The sequence below is a fragment of the Larkinella harenae genome, assembly GCF_054780515.1.
The window spans coordinates 1,097,393-1,116,885 of the sequence record NZ_BAAGWE010000002.1 but is presented as its reverse complement, the minus strand read 5'-3'; the positions used below and the strand labels follow the sequence as shown (position 1 = coordinate 1,116,885).

Here is a 19,493-nt window from a genome sequence, read left to right as displayed (position 1 = left end):
CATTCATAACTCTTCATTCTACATTCTTACCTGTAAAATTATGCTACGAAACTATTTCAAAATAGCCTGGCGGAATGTCTGGAAAAACCGCTCGTACAGCCTGATCAACATTCTGGGGTTATCGCTGGGAATCACGTGCTGTTTGGTTATTTACGTGTTCATCCGGTATGAAGTAAGTTTCGATCGCTTCCATTCAAAGGCGGAGCAGACATACCGAATCGTGGAACACAACCAGAAAGCCGATGGCGTGCAACACTGGTCGGCCACGGCGTATCCGCTGGCGGAAGCCATCCGGCGGGAATTTCCGGAGGTAGGCGTGACGCAAACCGCCGGACCCGACAGCCGCATCATCAGCTCGACGGACGAAAAAGGAAATGTGTCCCGATTTGACGAAAAACGGGTGATGTTTGCCGACGAAAATTACCTGAAAACGTTCGATTTCAAAGCTATTTCGCCGGACGGCATCTGGCTGGCGGGCAATGCCAACACGGCTTTTGGGCAACCCAATGCGGTGGTACTGACCCGGAAAATGGCCGAGCGATATTTTGCCGGATCATTGAATCAATACGAAAAGCTGATTGGCAAAACGCTGATGCTCAATAATACCGATCCGCTGGTGGTTTCGGGCGTTATCGAAAATCCGCCCCGAAACACCAATCTGCTGTTCGATATTCTCATCAATTACCGGTTTTTTAAAGCCAACAACCCCTACCAGGCCACCAACTGGTCGGGCAATTACCAAGGCACGACGTATGTTACCCTGCCGATTGGGGCCGATCCCAGGGTGTTTGAACGCAAACTGATTTCACTGAAGAAGAAATACATGAACGCGGAGGACATTCGGCGCAAAACCTACGTGTTGCAGGCGCTGGCGGATGTGCATACTGAAACGCTCTATGGCGACAATATCGGTAGCTACGCCATCAGCCGTACGGTTTTGGGCGGTCTGGCGAGCCTGGCGGTTTTTCTAATTCTGATTGGTTCTTTCAACTTCATTAACCTGAGCATTGCGCAGTCTATTCAGCGGAGAAAAGAAGTGGGCGTCCGGAAGGTGGTAGGTAGCTCGCAGGGGCAGTTGTTCGCGCAATTTATTGGCGAAAGTCTGCTGATTGCGGTTTTTGCGGGAATGCTGTCGATGGGTGCCCTGAGCGGTTTACTGTCCCTTATCAACCAGTCGTCGGCGCTGATCGAACTCGAGCTGAAGGTTGACCACACGGTTTGGTTGTTCGGTGCCGGATTAGTGATTCTGGTTGCTCTTCTGGCGGGTTCGTATCCGGCGTTGGTGCTGGCGCGGTTCCAGCCCATCAAAGCCCTGAAAAATACGTTTTCTGCTCCGAAAAGTGGATTTTCGCTGCGGCAGGGATTGATTGTTCTTCAGTTTTGCATCACCTACGGGCTGCTGGTCGGCACGCTGGTTGTATCGCGGCAGATGGCGTTTTTCCAGAACAAGGAACTCGGTTTTACGAAAGACGCGGTGATCACCGTCAACAGTCCGCGCAATCAGCAGGATAGCAAAATGACGGTTTTTCGGGAGCGTTTGCTGCAAAATCCCGCCGTGAAAGAAGTTAGCTTTTCGTCGGGAGCACCTCTGACTGCCAATACGTTGGGGACTGATTTTCGGCTGAAATCGGAGTCGGAACAGATGAAACGGCAAGCCGAGTTGAAGGTGGTGGATCTGCTGTACCAATCTCTTTTTGACCTTCGGATGGTGAGCGGCCATTGGTTTACGTCATCAAATAGGGTGCCCAGCGGTCAGCCATTCAACGGGTTTGTGGTCAACGAAACGATGGTGAAAATGCTGGGGTTAACGCCCGAAACGGCAATAGGAAAAACCGTAGCCATTAACGAAGGAGAAGCGCCCATTCTGGGGGTGGTCAAAGATTTTCATAACCGCTCATTGCAAAACGCCATTGAGCCCTGTGTGATGGTGTGCTGGAATGTCGGTTTTTACGGACAGATTCATCTGCAACTCGCTACGCACACAGGCACCGAACCGAACTTGCGGCAGGCGCTCCATGAGGTTGAAAAAACGTGGAAGCAGATTTTTCCGAGTGATGTATACCAGTACACGTTTCTGGACGAAGCATTGGCGAGAAATTACCTGATCGAGCAACTGGTCTTCGATGCGTTCCGGATTTTTGCGGCCATTTCCATTTTCATTTCTTGCCTGGGCCTGTTTGGACTGATCACCTTGGCTGCCAACCAGCGTACCAAAGAAATTGGCGTTCGGAAGGTGTTGGGGGCATCAATTGCCAGCATTGTCGGTTTGCTGTCAAAAGATTTCCTCCAGCTGATTCTGGTCGCCATCGTACTGGCTACACCAGTGGCCTGGTACGGCATGAACCGCTGGTTACAGGATTTTGCCTACAAAATTGATGTCGAATGGTGGATGTTCGCCGTGGCCGGCCTGGCCGCCATCGGGGTCGCCTTTGTCACGGTTTCGTTCCAGAGCATCAAAGCCGCGTTGATGAATCCGGTCAAGAGCTTAAAGAGTGAATAGTCTGAACTTAGATTACACAGATTAATGGATTAACTAAGATCACTGCCGCAATCTTTTTATCCTGCCAATCCCGCTCCGGCGGCCCGGTTTAATCCGCGTAATCCAAGTTCAAGACGGTAAGAAAAATGGATAAAACTAGGATTTGATGGTATTTTGGTATAAATAGGCCTTTCACTCTTGAATGCGCGGATTTCAGAATATGGCGTCCATGCGTTTCTGTGCTGAATTTCCAACTTCCTAAATCCTCAAATCGTATGTGTCAAAACCACGGCGTAGCCTACATCAAACCCGGTGTAGTCGAAGTACAATCCATCGAATACCCCAAACTGGCGCTTGGCGACCGCAAATGCGAACACGGCGTTATTCTGCAAATTGTATCCACCAACATCTGCGGCAGCGATCAGCACATGGTGCGGGGCCGAACCACGGCTCCGGCGGGGCTGGTGCTGGGCCACGAAATTACCGGCCTGGTGATCGAAGCCGGGCGCGATGTGGAGTTCATCAAACCGGGAGATCTGGTGTCGGTGCCATTCAACATTGCCTGCGGACGTTGCCGCAACTGCAAGGCGGGGCAGACCGGCATCTGTTTGAATGTCAATCCGTCACGGCCTGGCGCAGCTTACGGGTACGTTGATATGGGCGGCTGGGTTGGCGGCCAGGCCGAATACGTCATGGTGCCTTATGCCGATTTTAACCTGCTGAAGTTTCCGGACAAAGACCAGGCGATGGCTAAAATCCGGGACCTGACACTGCTGTCGGATATTTTCCCAACGGGCTACCACGGTGCTGTTACGGCGGGCGTCGGACCCGGTTCCATTGTGTACGTGGCCGGAGCAGGGCCGGTAGGACTGGCGTGCGCGGCCTCCTGCCATTTGCTGGGCGCGGCTGTTGTCATCGTCGGTGATATGATTCCGGAGCGGCTGGAACAGGCGAAAAGTTTTGGTTGCGAAATTGTTGATTTGCGAAAAGATACGCCACTGGCTGACCAGATTGCCGCCATCGTGGGCGTACCAGAAGTCGATTGCGCCGTCGATTGCGTTGGTTTTGAAGCGCGCGGCCACGGTTCTGACGCCGGTGTTGAGCGTCCAGCTACGGTTCTGAACGCCATCATGAGCGTTACCCGGGCTGGGGGTGCACTGGGCATTCCGGGACTCTACGTAACGGGCGACCCCGGGGCCGCCGACGATGCCGCCAAGGAAGGTAGCCTTAGTATCCGGATTGGTCTGGGCTGGGCCAAGTCGCACTCGTTCTACACGGGTCAGTGTCCGGTGATGAAATACCACCGGCAGCTGATGAACGCCATTTTGTACGATAAAATCCAGATTGCCAAAGCCGTTAACGTGGAAGTGATCAGCCTGGACAAAGCGCCCCAGGGCTATCAGGATTTTGATAAGGGAGCAGCCAAAAAATTTGTGATTGACCCGCACGGTATGATTCCGAATTGAGCGGCATAGAATACCGTTTTTAAATCTTGTCCGTAAATGTACGCCCGGCGTCCGTTTACGGACATTTTATTTTATTTGGTGTACATATAAAATTGATTATCAATTTGTTGTAAAACTGGTATGTCGTTTGGTCGGGCAAAAAGTGATACGTGGCTCTTTTCCGTTTTTTCGTCGATATGCTCCGCAATTACTTCAAAATCGCCTGGCGAAATTTGATGAAGAACAAGGTGTTCTCTTTCATCAACAGCGTCGGTTTATCGGTTGGACTCACTTGCTGCATTCTCATTGCGGCTTTTGTAAAAGACGAGTTGAGCTACGACCGGTATCCGACCAGGGCGGAGCAGATCTATCGGGTGGGCGTCCGATTGGTGGGCAACGGTACGGTGACAGATTTTCCGAACGCCGACGTAGCCGTTGGGCGGGGCATTCAGCGGGCCTTTCCCGAAGTGGAGGCTTCCACGCGCCTGTTTCGGTGGAATCAGATTTTTGTGCGCTACGGAGAGAAAACCAGCAAAGAAAAATCTGTGGCCATTGTCGATTCAAACTTTCTGGAAATATTCTCGATTCCGTTTCGGGAAGGCGACCCGAAAACGGCTTTGCGGGACCCCAATTCGATGGTGGTGACAGCGGCTTTTGCCGAACGGTTTTTTGGTTCCGAACCGGCTCTGGGCAAAATTCTGACTTTTGGGCAGGATCAGCAGGCCCGCAAGATAACGGGCGTTATCGACGCTATTCCGAAAAACAGCCATTTTCACTTCGACATCTTCCTGTCTTCGGTTGGAGAAGCCTTCGCGCAGCGGCAGAACTGGAGCAATGTTGGCTCGTATACGTATCTGGTGCTTAAGAAAGGGGCCGATTCGCAGAAGCTGGAAGCCAAATTGCCTCAGCTGGTGGCCGAACACGTTGTGCCGGAGGTGCAGCGCGACATGGGCATTAGCCTGTCCGAAGCGCAGAAGTCGGTTGATACGTTCCGGTTCTTTCTGCAACCCCTTACCGATATTCATTTATACTCGGCCACCAAGTACGAACTGGAACCAAACGGCAACATCAACTACGTCTACCTGTTCGCCATTCTGGCGGTTTTTATCCTGCTGTTAGCGATTGTCAACTTCACCAATCTATCAACCGCCGGGGCCGCCAAACGCTCGAAGGAGATCGGTATTCGCAAAGTGATGGGGTCGGTCAGCGTGCAGCTGGTGGGGCAATTTCTGATTGAATCGGTTGTTATCACGTTTTTATCCTTGCTACTGTCGCTGGGGCTGATTACCGCGCTGCTGCCTTTCTTCAATGCACTGGCGGGCAAACAGATCGAGCTGGCGGGTTTCTTTACGGGCGATAACCTGACGGTTTTGCTCGGTTTTGGCCTGCTGGTGGGGTTATTGGCGGGAATCTATCCGGCCTTTTTTCTGGCGTTTTCGAAAATTACAACGGTTTTGAAAGGTGGGTCGGTTCTCCAGACCGGTCGGCGCAATAGTTTGCGCAGCGGCCTGGTAATTTTTCAATTTGCCGTTTCCGCCATTCTGATTATTGCTACCCTTGTGTCGTATCAGCAGTTAAAATTTATGCAAACCAAGACGCAGGGGTTTGATAAAGAGCAGGTGATGGTGATTCACGACACTTACACGCTGGGCACAAACGAAACGGTTTTCAAACAGCAGTTGCGGCAGGATAGCCGGATTGTGCAGGCGAGTCTTTCACGGAGTGTCCCCCTGAGCAATGACACCGAGGAAGGAACGCAGATTTACGGCAAAGACCCCCTCAAAAAGCAGACGACCAAAGAAATTCAAACGACGATCTACCGCATCGACGACCAGTATTTGCCAACATTGGGCATCAAACTCCGGCAGGGGCGCAATTTCTCCCCGGCCTTTCCGTCCGATTCTTCGGCGGTGATTCTCAACGATGCTGCGGTGCGGGAGCTGGGGTGGGGGCAAACCAACCCGATCGGTAAAACGATTGTCCGTTCCGGGCGGAAAGAGTTTACGGTAGTGGGCGTGGTGCGGGATTTTCATTACGCGTCGGCCCGGCAGAAAATTGCCCCGCTGATGCTGTTGCTGGGCTATAATTCGGGAGCGGTTCAGGTGAAAGTAAAAGCCGATGATGTGGCTGGCGTGGTTGCAGCCATGAAAGAAAAGTGGGCTGCTTTCAATCCACCGGCTCCGTTTACGTATACATTTCTGGATGATCGGTTTGCGGCTCTTTATGAAGCCGAGCAAAAGACCGGCACGCTGTTTACGGTTTTTGCGGGCATCTCCATCGTAATTGCCTGCCTGGGCTTGTTTGGTCTGGCCACTTTCACCGCCGAGCAGCGTACCAAAGAAATTGGCGTTCGGAAAGTGATGGGCGCTACCTCGTCCAGTATTGTGCTTTTGCTGTCGAAAGATTTCCTCCAACTCGTCCTGATTGCGGTCCTGATTGCCTTTCCGATTGCGGGATGGGCCATGAATCGCTGGTTGCAGGATTTTGCCTATCGCATTGAGGTAGCCTGGTGGGTCTATGCCCTGGCGGCCCTGCTGGCGGTCGGCATTGCCCTGCTGACGGTGTCATTTCAAAGTATTAAAGCGGCCCTGATGAATCCCGTAAAGTCGTTGCGGAGTGAATAAAATCCGTGCGGACAGTCCCGTTCAGAAGTATTATCCAAACCTATCCTATGAGTTATGCTTAAAAATTATCTGAAAATTGCGTACCGAAACCTGCTCCGGCAGAAGAGTTTTTCGTTGATCAATATCATCGGCCTGACTGTGGGCCTGACCTGCTGCTTTCTGATTCTGCTATTCGTTCGGCACGAGCTGAGCTACGACACCTTTCAGCAGAAAGCCGACCGCATTTACCGCCTGACGTATTTACCCAAATTTGCCAACATCGACCGGCCGCTGGCCCTCACACCACCCCCGGCAGGCCCCCTGATGGCCAGTACCTTTTCGGAAATTGAAAAAACTGCCCGGATTTACCAAAGCAGCGCCACCATTGGTGTCCCAAAAACCAGCCAGCATGCGCCGGTCAAATACGACGAAGAACGGTTTTTCTTCGCCGATTCGACCCTGCTCGATATTTTCAGCTTCCGGTTCCGGCAAGGAAATCCCCGGACAGCCCTGAAGGATAAATACACCGTTGTGATTACCGACGAAATCGCGGCCAAGTATTTCGGAAACCAGAACCCGATGGGGCAGACGTTGCTCTACGAAGGCAAGCACCCGCTGCGGGTGACCGGCGTGGTTGAGAAGTTTCCGGATAACTCGCACATTCACCTCGATTTGCTGTCCAGCTACGAGACGATGTTTGCCACCGAGAGCGAGTCGGCCCGGGAAAACCTGCCCCAGAACTGGGTCATTACGCATTCATCGACGTACGTCCTGCTGCGTCCCGGTCGGTCGGCGGCAACAGTCAATGCCCGGTTTCCGAAATTTCTGCTCGATCACGCCCATAAGGACATCGCAAAGGACATTGTGTATGAACTGCAACCGCTGCGGGACATTCACCTGAATCCGAACATCGAAGGCGGTTACGAGCCTACTGGCAGCCTGACGTATATCTACGTGTTCATCGGAATTGGCGTGATGACACTGCTGATTGCCTGCATCAATTTTGTCAACCTGTCAACCGCCCGCTCGCTGAAACGCGCCAAGGAGGTGGGCATTCGCAAAGTGATGGGCAGTCAGAAAGCGCAACTGGTGGCGCAGTTTCTCGGCGAATCGCTGCTGCTGAGTCTGATTGCCCTGACGTTTTCGCTGCTGTTAATCGGCGTGCTGCTACCGGTTTTGAACACCCTGACTGGCAAGCATCTGACCGTTAATTACGTATTGTCCGAAGGCTGGCTCTTGCTGGCGTTCGTCGGTATTGCGCTGTTCACCGGTTTGCTGTCGGGAAGTTACCCGGCCTTTTTCGTGTCGCGATTCCAGCCCATTGCTACGCTGAAAGGGAGTTTCATGAGCGGAAAGGCGAAAGGCGGGGCCGTTCGGCAACTGCTGCTGGGGGTTCAGTTTGTGGCTTCCATCGCCCTGATTATCGGTACGTTGGTTGCTTTCCGGCAATTGCAGTTTCTGATGAATCGGCCGATGGGTTTCCAGAAAGACCTGATTATTACGGCGAATATTCGCAACGAGAAAATAACGAACGTCTTTGCGGCTCCAACGGATAGTTCGTACCAACGCCTGAAAACATTCCGGGAAATCGTGCTCCGAAATCCGAACGTTCGGCAGGTGACGATGGCTACCCAGCGCATGGGGTTTGGTGCTGTCCAGCGGAATGTCGTTCGGGAAGGGCGTACGCAGGAACCGCTTTTTATCGGTACAGTTGGCGTTGACTTCAATTTTGCCGATATGTACGGGCTGAAATTTGTGGCCGGGCGGGATTTTTCCGAAAGCTACCAGACCGATAAAACGTCGGCCTTTATCGCCAACGAAAGTGGGGTGAAACTGCTGGGCTGGAAACCGTCGGAGGCCGTCGGCAAATCGATTAATCTGGAAGGCAAGCAGGGTAAAATCATCGGCGTCATGAAGGATTTTCATAACCGCTCGTTGCAGGCACCCATCGAACCCATGTTGCTGACGATTGATCAGCCACTCCTGCGGATTTTTTCCATCAAGATCAATTCGGAAAACAAGGCTGAAACCCTGAAAGCCATTCAGCAGGAGTGGGACCGGTACTTTCCGGAGAAAAGCTTTGCGTACGAGTTTCTGGATCAGAGCATCGCCCAGTTGTACGAACGCGAGCAGCGCCTGAGCAAACTCATCGGCTATTTTGCCGGGCTGGCGGTTTTGATTTCCTGCCTGGGCCTGTACGGTTTAATCGCGCTCGTGACGCAGCAGAAAATCAAAGAAATCGGTATTCGGAAAGTATTGGGCGCGTCGGTGGGCAGCATCGTCGGGCTGTTGTCACGGGATTTTGTCATTCTGGTTGTTGTGGCACTGCTGATTGCTTCGCCCCTGGCCTGGTGGGCCATGAACAAATGGTTGGCCGAGTTTGCGTATAAAGTCGACGTCGAGTGGTGGATGTTTGCACTGGCCGGCGTGCTGGCGGTTGCGGTAACGTTGCTGACGGTCAGTTTTCAAAGCATCAAAGCGGCTTTGATGAACCCGGTAAAATCACTTCGTTCCGAATAAAGACGGGCCGCGCGCGCGGTTAAAAGTGAAGAATTAAGCGTGCGTTAGCCCACTCATAACTATAAAATTATGTTCCGAAGCTACCTCAAAATCGCCTGGCGAAACTTCCGTAATCAACGGTTTTTCTCACTCATTAATCTGTTGGGGCTGTCCGTCGGGATGGCGGCTTGCATGATCATCGGATTGTACGTGACGTTCGAGAAAAGTTACGACAACTTTCTGCCCGACGCTGCCCGGACGTTCCGCATTCAGCTCGATGCTTATCAGGACGGAAAGCTGGCCTGGCGGTCGGCCACTTCCTTTCCGGCCATCGCGCCGACGATGAAGAAAGACTACCCTGAGGTGGAGGATTTTACCCGGCTGTACGATGCCAACAACGGCGTGGTGAGCTTTGGCGACAAGCATTTTCGGGAAACGAATTTCTTCTATGCCGATTCCAACGCCCTGTCGTTTTTTAACATGGGGCTGCTCAAGGGTGATCCGAAAACGGCGCTGGTCGGAACCAGGAAGGTAGTGTTGTCGGAATCGACGGCCCGGAAGTATTTCGGCGCGGCTGACCCGTTGAATCAGACCATCAAACTGGATAAGGATTCGTACGTGGTGACGGGCGTATTCAGGGATCATCCCAAAAACTCCCACCTCGAAATTGATCTTCTGTTCTCGTACCTGACAGATCCGGACGCGCAAACCAGCTGGGGATGGTACGATTTCTTCTCTTACGTCAAACTGCGCCCCGGTCGCAACGGCGAACCGGCTGACCCGAAAGGGCTGGAAGCTAAACTACCCGCCATGATGATGAAGTACAACGGCGACTGGTACCGAAAATCGGGCAAAATGAACGTGCTGTTGCTGCAACCGGTCCGCGACATTCACCTGGAGTCGCACCTCAACCAGGAAGCAGAGGTGAATGGCGACGGCCGAACCGTGGAGTTCCTGGTGTGGGTGGCGTTTGCCATTCTGGTCATTGCCTGGATCAATTACATCAACCTCGCCACCTCGCGGGCGCTCGACCGGGCGAAGGAAGTGGGCATCCGGAAAGTGGTGGGCGCGCTGCGGGCCGGTTTGATTGGGCAGTTTATTTTTGAATCGCTGTTGCTGAACCTGCTGGCATTCGGTGTGGCCATAAGCCTGGTGTGGTCGCTGTTGCCGTTGTTTAACGAACTGACCGGCAAACCGTTGGAGTTTGTGCAAATCGTTCACACGGATCTGTGGAAAACCGGCCTGATCGCGTTGTTTACAGGTACGGTTTTGTCGAGTCTCTACCCCGCGTTTGTCCTGTCCGACTACCAGCCCATTGCGGTGTTGAAGGGACGGTTCACCCAAACAACAAAAGGCGTGGGATTACGGCAGGGATTGATTGTGGTGCAGTTTGCGGCTTCGGTTGCACTCATTATCGGGACTTTGACGGTTTACAAGCAACTGCGTTTCATGCAGCAGCAGGACCTAGGATTTGACCGGGAGCAGACGCTGGTTTTGCAGGCGCCCCGCGTCACCGATGCGACGTTTTCGACGCGCTCGGAAACGTTCAAACAGCAGCTGGTGAAGCAGAATCTGGCCGAAAGTGTTACGGGTTCGGCGTATGTGCCGGGCATTGAAATTATCTGGACGAGCAGTCTTCGGCGGAAAGACCAGCGCGATGAAAAGGTCAGTACGATGTTTATCACTTCCATTGACAACGACTTTCTGGATAGCTACAAAGTTAAACTAGCTGCTGGTCGGAATTTTAGCCCTCGTTTCGGTACCGACTCGATGGCGGTTATTCTGAACGAAACCGCCGTGAGTACCTTCGGTTTCAAGTCGGCGGAAGATGCCCTGAACAAAGACATCCTATCGGGCGATAACCCGCTACGGGTGGTAGGCGTGGTCAAAGACTTCCACCAGCAGGGCCTGCGACGGGCCAAAGATCCGATGGTTTTTCTGTCGGTCTACCGTCGCCCGGATCGGTTGCGCAACCTGAGTTATTACTCGCTGAAAATCCGGACGACTGATTTGCCCCGCACCATTGCCGCCGTGGAGCGCAAGTTTTTGCAGGCGTTTCCGGGCAATCCGTTTGAATATTTCTTTCTGGATGAATTTTTTAACCAGCAATACCAATCCGATGAGCAATTCGGAACGGTTTTCGGGCTGTTTGCCGGTCTGGCTATTTTCATTGCGTCGCTGGGACTACTTGGGCTGATTTCGTTCACGGTGGCCCGCCGGACGCGCGAAATCGGGATTCGGAAGGTGCTGGGTGCCGATGTTTCGGCCATTGTCTTTTTGCTGACGAAAGATTTTATCCGGCTGGTGGTATTTTCCATTGTCGTTGCCGTACCGATTGCCTGGTATCTGATGAACGATTGGCTGAGTGGTTTTGCCTACCGTACGTCCATCGGGGTCGGGATCATTATCATCGCTGGTATGCTGGCTCTTGCCATTGCATTGATAACGGTTTCACTGCAAAGCATCAAAGCCGCCTTGATGAATCCGGTTCGCTCACTGCGTTCGGAGTGAAGAGTTAAGAATGATGAATTATGAATGATGAATAACTGCCTGAAAACCACCCTGCGCCACCTCTGGCGGAACCGTTTGTTTACGGTTTTGAATGTACTTGGTCTGTCGATTGGCATCAGCGGCTGCTGGGTCATTTATCGGATCGTGAGCTATGAGTTCAGCTTTGATCAGCAACACCCCAACCGCGAACGGGTTTACAGGGTGGTGAGCCGCTTTAAATACGACGGTGTCGAGAGCGGCAATGCCGGGGTGCCAAAACCGTTGTTCGAAGCGGTTCGGCAGCAGGTTCCGGGGGTAGAGCAGGCGGTGCCGGTTTGGGATCACTGGAAACAGTCGGTGCGGATACCGGGAGCCGCAGTCGGTGCCGACCAGTTTTCAGAACCGAAAAACCAGATCGTGACCAATCGCCAGTATTTTGACCTGGTGCCGTACCGGTGGCTGGCGGGGAGCGCGGCCACAGCCCTCGATGCGCCGAACCAGGTGGTGCTGACCCAAAGCCGGGCCGAACGGTATTTTCCGGGCGTGGAGGCTGCGAAGGTGCTGGGTCGGACGATTGTGTACGACGATACCGTGGCCGTACGAGTTTCCGGGGTGGTGGCCGACCTGGATTTTCCGAGTAGTTTCAACGCTCAGGAAATCTTCCTGCTCGAAACCAAAGGTGATATCAACGAGCAGTGGGGCGGGGTAAGCTCCAACAATCGTCTGTATCTCCAATTGGCCGCGCAGGTGGTTCCGCAGACGGTGCTGAAGCAAATCAACGCGATTTCGTACCGGCACGGTGCTGAAAATATGAAGAAATACCACTTCCAGCGGTGGCACATCATGATGCCTTTGTCGGAGGTTCACTTTTCGACGGAATACGGCGAGAACATGCGGAAGGCCAACCCAAACGTGCTGTACGGTTTGATGGGCATTGCGGCTTTTCTGCTGCTACTGGCCTGCATCAATTACATCAACCTCACCACAGCGCAGGTCCCGCAGCGGACCAAGGAAATCGGCATTCGGAAGACGCTGGGTAGTTCGCGCTGGCACCTGATCCGGCAGTTTCTGGGCGAAACGCTGGTCATTACGGTTTTGGCCATTCTGGTGTCGTATCTGCTGTCAATCTGGGTGATGGCCGAGTTTCGGGAGTTGATTCCGGAAGAGATGGCGCAATACGGAAATTATTGGAAAATGGCGGTTTTTCTGTTGGGACTGATGCTGAGCGTAACGGTTTTGTCAGGATGGTATCCAGGCTGGCTGATCACCCGCGTGCAGGCCGTGAGCATTATGCGTGGTGCGGTATCTGTCGGGAAAAACCGTCTGACCCTGCGCAAAAGCCTGATTGTGTTTCAGTTTGTGGTCGCGCAGTTGTTCATTGTCGGAACGCTGCTGGTAGGGCAGCAATTGCATTATTTGCTTAACAAGGATCTGGGGTTTGACCGGGAAGCGGTTTTGCTGGTTCAGGTACCCTGGAAACTGTGGAATAATCCGGCGTACAAAGACCGGCAGTTTACGATGCAGCAGGAACTGGCCAAACAACCTGGTATCGCCAGCGTTGCCTTGGGGGAGTCGCCGATGAATACCTCGTTTAGCAGCGATAATTTTCAGTATAAAAACAACCAGGGTCAGATTATGGAGCGATCGGTTTTCTTCAAAACCATCGATACAACGCTGCTTTCGCTTTATAAAATACCGCTGCTGGCGGGTCGAAACCTGGCGGCAGCCGATACCGTTCGGGAATACATCCTCAACGAAGCCGCCCTGCACGCATTCGGGTTTCGGTCACCGCAGGAAGCGATTGGGAAATTTATTCAAAAACTTGAAGGCAAAGCGATTCCGGTGGTGGGCGTGGTGCGGGATTTCCACACGGGTACGTTTTACAAGAAGATCGAGCCGCTCATTCTGACCAACGAAAAGCAAAGCCTCAGGACGTTCAACATCAAACTTCAATCGTCGAATCCCGAGCAGTGGCAGGCCGCAATCCGGCAGATGGAGCCCGTCTGGAAGACGTTCTACCCAACCGAACCGTTTGAGTACAAGTTTTATGACAGCACGCTGGAAGAAATGTACGCCAGCGAACGCAATACCGCCCGGATCATTAACCTGGCCACGGCGGTGGCAGTGATTATCAGCTGCCTGGGGCTGTTCGGGCTTTCTACCCTGATTGCCTATCAGCGGGTTAAAGAGGTCGGCGTGCGGAAAGTATTGGGTGCAACGGTGCTCAGCATCGTCGGCTTATTGACCCGGGATTTCCTGAAACTCGTGCTGGTTGCCATCCTGATTGCTTCGCCGGTTGCGTATTATTTTACGGACAAATGGTTGCAGGACTTTGCATACAAGATTGACATCGACTGGTGGATTTTTGTTGCCGGTGCTGCGATGGCCATTCTGATTGCGTTTGTGACGGTTAGCTTCCAAAGCATCCGGGCGGCTTTGATGAATCCGGTAAAGAGTTTGAAAAATGAATAATCAAGGAAGGGAGAAGAACAGGGGAATAAAGTGCCTTCGTTCCTTCTTCCGTACCTCCCTTCTTAATTTCTACCAATCTTCTTAAATCTCCTATAACTATGGCACATATTGCTATTCCCATTCCGACGATGCCTGGCAAACAGGACATCGAGATTGAAGTTACCATCAACGGCAAGCGGCAGGAGTTGCACTACCGCGTCGAGCTGTTTTATTGGGAAGACTGCAACATTCCGACCATCGACCGCGTGGACTGCATCCGGCAGATGCTGGCGGGTTATGATCAGGACTGGACGCTCTATTACATTGGCTCGCCTACCGAGCAATTTGTGCCCATCACCTTTGTGAAGCGGGAGGACCTGGCGAAGCAGCGGAAATTGCTGGTGGAAGAATCATAAACAAGGGTTGTTACACAGAGTTAATCAGAGATTATCAGGGGTAATCCGAGAAAACTCTGATCACCCTGATGGCCTCTGATTAACTCTGTGTAACAACCCTTTTTACAACAACTCTCGTCTCTTAATTCTTATCCCACCACAACGGTGTTGAAGCCTTGTCCGGACCACCCAGCAAAGTGACCGCAGCTTTGGTGGCTTCGGTATTCGACTGTTGTTCCAGCAGCAGGAATGGAATTCGGCGGGGATACGAAGTCGTCGGTACATCCGTGTTCACCGAGTTGACAACCGGGTACAGCTTCGGGAAACGGCTCCGGCGAACTTCCGCCCAGGCTTCAATACCGTCGGGGTAGAGGGCCAGCCATTTCTGCGTACCGATTTGTTCCCGTTGAACCGCTGCCGTAGCACCCCATTTCACCGTAATATTGGTCAACGCGGGCGATTTCTGCTGATCCTGCGGAGCAACAGGCGTTTTGGTGCTGGCGATGTACGTATCGACTGCTGCACCGGTAATGCCCCAACCTTCCATGGAAGCTTTGATACCACTTTCATACGCCTGCTGCGCCGTCACACCGCCCGTGTTCCAGCCATTCAGAGCGGCTTCGGACAGGAGGAAATAAGCCTCAGCCGTGTGCATAATATCCTGACGAACTGCCAACTGGCGATCCCAGGCCGAACCGGCTCCTGTATTGCGGATCCAGAGCGTACCAATGTTGGAGTTGTTGTCGTTGGTGTTCAATGGATCGGTCAATTCCGTGGGGCCGAGTCCATTCCGCAGTCCTTCGTACGTTTTGGTGGTGAAGGCCGGTTGGAAATAAACACCAATCCGCGGATCGTCGAAGCCTTTCAGAACCGATTCCATGGCGGCACTCATCCGGAACTCACCCCAGCCCGAAATCGTTGCCAAACCGTTGTTATCGCCACCGGCCAGGTTTTTAACCATGTAAGCATTGTCGGAAACGGCCGTCAGCAGACCACCGGCAATGGCAGCTTCGGCTTCGGTTTTGGCCCGGGCCGGGTCTACTTTCGAAATCCGCAGCGCCAGCCGCAGCCGCAGCGTGTTGGCAAATTTGATCCACTTGTTGACATCGCCAGCGTAGATGATGTCATAAGTACCGTACGGTTTTTCGGCGGTTTTTCCTTTCAGAACGCTAGTAGCTTCGGCCAGCCGCTTGAAAAAGTCATCGTAAATTTTGTCCTGCGCATCGTACTTGACACTGTTGGCCGGAATACCCGCGTCGAAATAGGGAACCGGGCCGTAGTAATCCGTCAGGCGGTGGAAGGAAAATACCCACCAGATATTGGCCAACGCATACTGAGACGAAGCCTTGTCGGTTTGTTCGAACAGGGTCTTCAACTGCGGCACCACCTGCGTATAGATCGGGTTCCAGTGGGAGTTGATCCAGGTCGGGTGCATAAAGTAACGATCCGACTGGAAGTTGGGTGTCGTCGTCGCGAAGTACTGCGCAAACAAGTCAGCGTACAGGTTCTGGGCGGTCTGGTATGTACCAGCCGCGTAGGAAGCCTGCTGTTGAGCCCGGGCGAACAAATACGGTAGTTCGGTTGGGGTTAGCGTGGTAATAGCGGTTTTGCTGGTGTTGATTTCTTCAAAATCGCTCGTACAACCGCTCCAGATTCCAGCGGAACCGACCAGTAGCCCAACCGCCGATAATTTAATGAATTTATTTACGGGTAATTTCATGGTTCTTTTAATCACGTTTTTGGATTCCAGAATACGCCTTGTCGGCATTTTTTAGAATCCTAATTTCAAGTTAAGACCTACGGTACGGGTAGAAGGCAGGGCGCCGTATTCAGAACCCTGGTAGTTGGCTGCGCTCAGGTTGACATCCGGGTCAAACGGCAGTTTGCGAGTTTTCAGACCAGGAATGTCCATGTTGGCATTGCCACGGTACAGGAAGAACAGGTTACGGGCCGTGAGCGACAGACGGGCATTTTTAATAAAGAAGTTTTGCGGGAAGGGGATATTGTACCCAAACGACAATTCTCTCAACCGGATGTTGGTGGTTGAATACGCGAAGAAATCACCCCAGGTATACCGACCCTGCGAAACCGTTTGCCAGAATTGCTCGGCGTTGATGGCTTTGGTGTTGGTTTCACCGGTTGCTGTTACACCCGGCAATACCCAGCCACCTTCGCGGTGTTCGAGGGTGTAGTCGGCGGTTCCGTCATACGCCAGGTTACCATCCGTTCCGGATACCATCGTACCACCCACGCGGCCGTCAACCAGGAAGCTCAGCACAAAGTTTTTGTACGAGAAGGTGTTGTTGAAGCCCATCGTGAATTTCGGGTTGAAGTTTCCGATGATACCGAATGCGCTTACAACTGGTAAACCGTTGGCATTGACCAGCCGACGTCCCTGTTCATCTTTCGCCCAGCTGTAGGCTTCCAGATCACCATAAGAGCCGCCTTCTACAACAACGGCGGTCGTCGTCCGGGTGTTACCACCTAGTGTTGCCCGTTTTACGCTCGGGTGTAGTTCAACAATCGTGTTGACGTTACGCGCCAGGTTGAACGAAGCATCCCAGCTTAAACCGCTTCCTTTCAGCGGAGAGGCCGTCAGCGTCAACTCAAAACCTTTGTTGTTGATCTTCCCGGCGTTGATAAACTGGCTGGCAAAACCCGATGCCGGTGCCAGGCCCAAAGACAGCAGCTGGTTAACCGTGTTGCTGTTGTAATACGTGAAATCAAGTCCTAACCGACCTCCAAAGAAGCGCAGATCCGCACCAAATTCAGTAGATGATGAAATCTCGGGTTTCAGGTTTTCAGCCGGACGCTGGGTACTGCGCGAAATAAAACCGCCCGTTCCACCTTGTGCGAAAGAGTAAGTTTGCAACAAGCTGTAAGGAGCTGCATCGTTCCCCACCTGCGCCCAGGATGCCCGAATTTTGGCAAAGCTCATCCAGGTCGGCAGTGTTACGGCATCCGACAGAATAAAGTTGGCACCGAAGGCCGAGTAAATGTAAGAATAAGGTTTCGGCAGCGTAGACGACCAGTCGTTCCGAACCGACGCATCAACCGTCAGGTAATCGCGGAACGAAACCGAAGCGGTTCCGAAGACGTACTGCAATTCTTTCTGGCTAAAGCCCGTGATCTGGGTCAGCGCCGACGCGAACGAAAGGTCGAACCGGTTGGCGACCGACAAACCGTTGGTGCTGGCACCTACCTGCGAGAACCGGTTGTAGGTCTGACCCGCTCCAACGTTGTACGTAATGCCAAAATCGTTGCTCACTTTGTTGTTCCCGGAGACAATCACATCCATATTGCGCTCCAGTTGGTCGAGTGTAAACTCCTGGTACGAGCCACCAGCTCCGGCGAATAGCAGCGTGTTGTTGGAATACGCCTGGCTGTTCCGGTCGGTGTACCAGTCGTAGCTGATCCGGCCCTGAATATTCAGCCAGTCGGTAAAGTTGTATTTAGCTGATCCAAGAGCCGTCACCCGGTTCCGTTGTTCGCTTTGGAACGTCCGGTTGATGGTCCAGTAGGGATTCATGTAAATCCCGGAGCTGGTCCAGTAAGTCGGTTTGCCGTTCGCGTCTTCAAACGTGCTGTACTTTCCGATCAGATCCACGCTGCGCGGTACTTTGTACAGGTTCATCGTGGCGGAGCTTTCCTCACCCGACCGCGGTTTGTTGGCGATTTTCTGGTTGATGTACGTGATTTTGGCATCGGTAGAGAACCGCTTCGAGATCTGCGAGTTCAGGCGCAGGTTCAGCGTATGGCGAACCAGGTCGTTGTTAGGCAAAATCCCCTGGTTGTAGTTGTGCGTATACGACGTGTACGACTGGATTTTGTCCGTTCCGGCGGCTACTCCTACCGAGTTGTTGGTCGAAACCGCATCCCGGAAAAAGTCCCGAATGTTGTTCGGGTATGTCGTGGCGGGTGCGCCCCAGCTACCAGCGGCATTTTCGCTGGATTTGCCCCCGGCACCCTGTCCGTACGTATTTTGCAGGCTGGGCAACATGAACGGCGTTTCCATCTGTACGCCGGAGTTCACATCCACCGCTACTTTACCGGCTTTCCCTTTTTTCGTGGTGATCATGATAACCCCGTTGGCCGCCCGCGAACCGTACAGCGCCGAAGCTGCGGGTCCTTTCAGAACGTTCATCGATTCAATGTCGTCCGGGTTGATGTTGTTGGCCCCGTCACTTCCGTTGATACCCCCGAAGTCACCCGTTACCTGGCCCCGAACCGTATTATCTACCGGCACCCCGTCAATAACGAATAGGGCGTTGTTGTTACCCGTAATGGACCGGTTTCCGCGCAGAACCACCCGCGTAGCCGACCCCGGGCCCGACGAACCCTGCGTTACCACCATCCCGGCTACTTTACCGGAAAGCGTGTTGACAAAGTTGGCATCCCGCACGTCTACCAGCTTTTTACCGTCGATCTGCTGGGTGGCGTAGGTCAGTGTTTTGGCGTTCCGTTCGATACCGAGGGCTGTTACAACCACCTCGTTCAATTGCTTCGAATCTTCCTGAAGCACAACATCAATGACCGACCGATCACCCACTACTACTTCCTGTGTGATGGAGCCAATGAAGGAAAAAATCAATACCGTAGCACTGTTGTCGACCGTGAGCGAGTACTGGCCCGCGCTGTTGGTGGTGGTGCCGCGCGTGGTTCCTTTAATTACTACGTTCACACCGGGTACTCCGGCTCCGTTTGCATCTTTAACCGTTCCCGTAATGTCTTTCGCGAGCGGAGCCGTTACTTCACCCGTTCCCGGTTTTGCGTAAGCCGGCACATGAGGAGCTAGAAATGCCGTGCTGGTAGCTGCCAGCGCCAGCAGCGTACAACGACGCAGCCAGTGGGCATTCGGCATTTTCCGGGTTGAAAAGAGTACTGGTTCTTGCATGAGAATAATTGAGTTAGAAATGGTAATTGTTGGTTAAGTTAGTCGTTAAGTGGGGGGGGATACAGATAGGGTACTAGTACTTGAGGGGAGTTATATTGATATATATAATTTCCCATTTCGGGCTGAAATTAGTATTTAGTTCGGTTATTCTGAAAAATATTAGTGTAAATAATCCTTTTTTTAATTTTTTAAAGAATGGTTCTAAATAGAACAATTTGAAGCACAGGCAAGTGATGT

General features: G+C 52.7%; 9 protein-coding genes. 7 read left to right on the top strand and 2 right to left on the bottom strand.

Features of this window, described 5'->3' with window-relative positions; translation table 11 throughout:
- Nucleotides 1-40 precede the first annotated feature (40 nt).
- The 7 genes from ACYVH9_RS15715 to ACYVH9_RS15685 all read left to right on the top strand — a co-directional run bounded on the left by ACYVH9_RS15715 (nt 41) and on the right by ACYVH9_RS15685 (nt 14,383).
- Complete coding sequence (locus ACYVH9_RS15715) at nt 41-2,500, top strand: ABC transporter permease (protein ID WP_460637315.1); 2,460 nt, start codon at nt 41-43, stop codon at nt 2,498-2,500.
- 254 nt (nt 2,501-2,754) lie between these two features.
- The gene (fdhA, locus tag ACYVH9_RS15710) at nt 2,755-3,945 is read left to right on the top strand and encodes a formaldehyde dehydrogenase, glutathione-independent (protein ID WP_460637314.1); all 1,191 of its coding nucleotides are present in this window, start codon (nt 2,755-2,757) and stop codon (nt 3,943-3,945) included.
- Nucleotides 3,946-4,094: 149 nt separating this feature from the next.
- Nucleotides 4,095-6,548, top strand: a complete 2,454-nt coding sequence (locus ACYVH9_RS15705; RefSeq protein WP_460637313.1) for an ABC transporter permease — start codon at nt 4,095-4,097, stop codon at nt 6,546-6,548.
- Between the two features lie 54 nt (nt 6,549-6,602).
- A complete protein-coding gene (locus tag ACYVH9_RS15700) occupies nt 6,603-9,047 on the top strand; it encodes an ABC transporter permease (RefSeq protein WP_460637312.1) in 2,445 nt (814 codons plus the stop codon).
- A 69-nt stretch (nt 9,048-9,116) separates the two neighbouring features.
- The gene (locus ACYVH9_RS15695; RefSeq protein WP_460637311.1) at nt 9,117-11,537 is read left to right on the top strand and encodes an ABC transporter permease; all 2,421 of its coding nucleotides are present in this window, start codon (nt 9,117-9,119) and stop codon (nt 11,535-11,537) included.
- Between the two features lie 27 nt (nt 11,538-11,564).
- Nucleotides 11,565-13,988, top strand: coding sequence for an FtsX-like permease family protein (locus tag ACYVH9_RS15690; RefSeq protein WP_460637310.1), 2,424 nt, complete (start codon nt 11,565-11,567; stop codon nt 13,986-13,988).
- A gap of 98 nt (nt 13,989-14,086) precedes the next feature.
- Nucleotides 14,087-14,383, top strand: coding sequence for a hypothetical protein (locus ACYVH9_RS15685; protein ID WP_460637309.1), 297 nt, complete (start codon nt 14,087-14,089; stop codon nt 14,381-14,383).
- 121 nt (nt 14,384-14,504) lie between these two features.
- Here the strand turns inward: ACYVH9_RS15685 and ACYVH9_RS15680 are convergent, their stop codons facing one another.
- Together ACYVH9_RS15680 and ACYVH9_RS15675 are read right to left on the bottom strand one after the other, a co-directional pair.
- Nucleotides 14,505-16,082, bottom strand: coding sequence for a SusD/RagB family nutrient-binding outer membrane lipoprotein (locus ACYVH9_RS15680; protein WP_460637308.1), 1,578 nt, complete (start codon nt 16,080-16,082; stop codon nt 14,505-14,507).
- Nucleotides 16,083-16,133: 51 nt separating this feature from the next.
- Entirely contained in the window at nt 16,134-19,256 is a 3,123-nt protein-coding gene (locus ACYVH9_RS15675) for a SusC/RagA family TonB-linked outer membrane protein (RefSeq protein ID WP_460637307.1), read from the bottom strand.
- Nucleotides 19,257-19,493 lie beyond the last annotated feature (237 nt).

What these genes read in the sequence shown, in the direction of transcription:
- ACYVH9_RS15695 (WP_460637311.1), top strand. Translation starts at nt 9,117, where the DNA reads ATGTTCCGAAGCTACCTCAAAATCGCCTGGCGAAACTTCCGTAATCAA.
- fdhA (WP_460637314.1), top strand. Translation starts at nt 2,755, where the DNA reads ATGTGTCAAAACCACGGCGTAGCCTACATCAAACCCGGTGTAGTCGAA.
- ACYVH9_RS15680 (WP_460637308.1), bottom strand. Translation starts at nt 16,082, where the DNA reads ATGAAATTACCCGTAAATAAATTCATTAAATTATCGGCGGTTGGGCTA.
- ACYVH9_RS15690 (WP_460637310.1), top strand. Translation starts at nt 11,565, where the DNA reads ATGAATAACTGCCTGAAAACCACCCTGCGCCACCTCTGGCGGAACCGT.
- ACYVH9_RS15685 (WP_460637309.1), top strand. Translation starts at nt 14,087, where the DNA reads ATGGCACATATTGCTATTCCCATTCCGACGATGCCTGGCAAACAGGAC.
- ACYVH9_RS15715 (WP_460637315.1), top strand. Translation starts at nt 41, where the DNA reads ATGCTACGAAACTATTTCAAAATAGCCTGGCGGAATGTCTGGAAAAAC.
- ACYVH9_RS15675 (WP_460637307.1), bottom strand. Translation starts at nt 19,256, where the DNA reads ATGCAAGAACCAGTACTCTTTTCAACCCGGAAAATGCCGAATGCCCAC.
- ACYVH9_RS15700 (WP_460637312.1), top strand. Translation starts at nt 6,603, where the DNA reads ATGCTTAAAAATTATCTGAAAATTGCGTACCGAAACCTGCTCCGGCAG.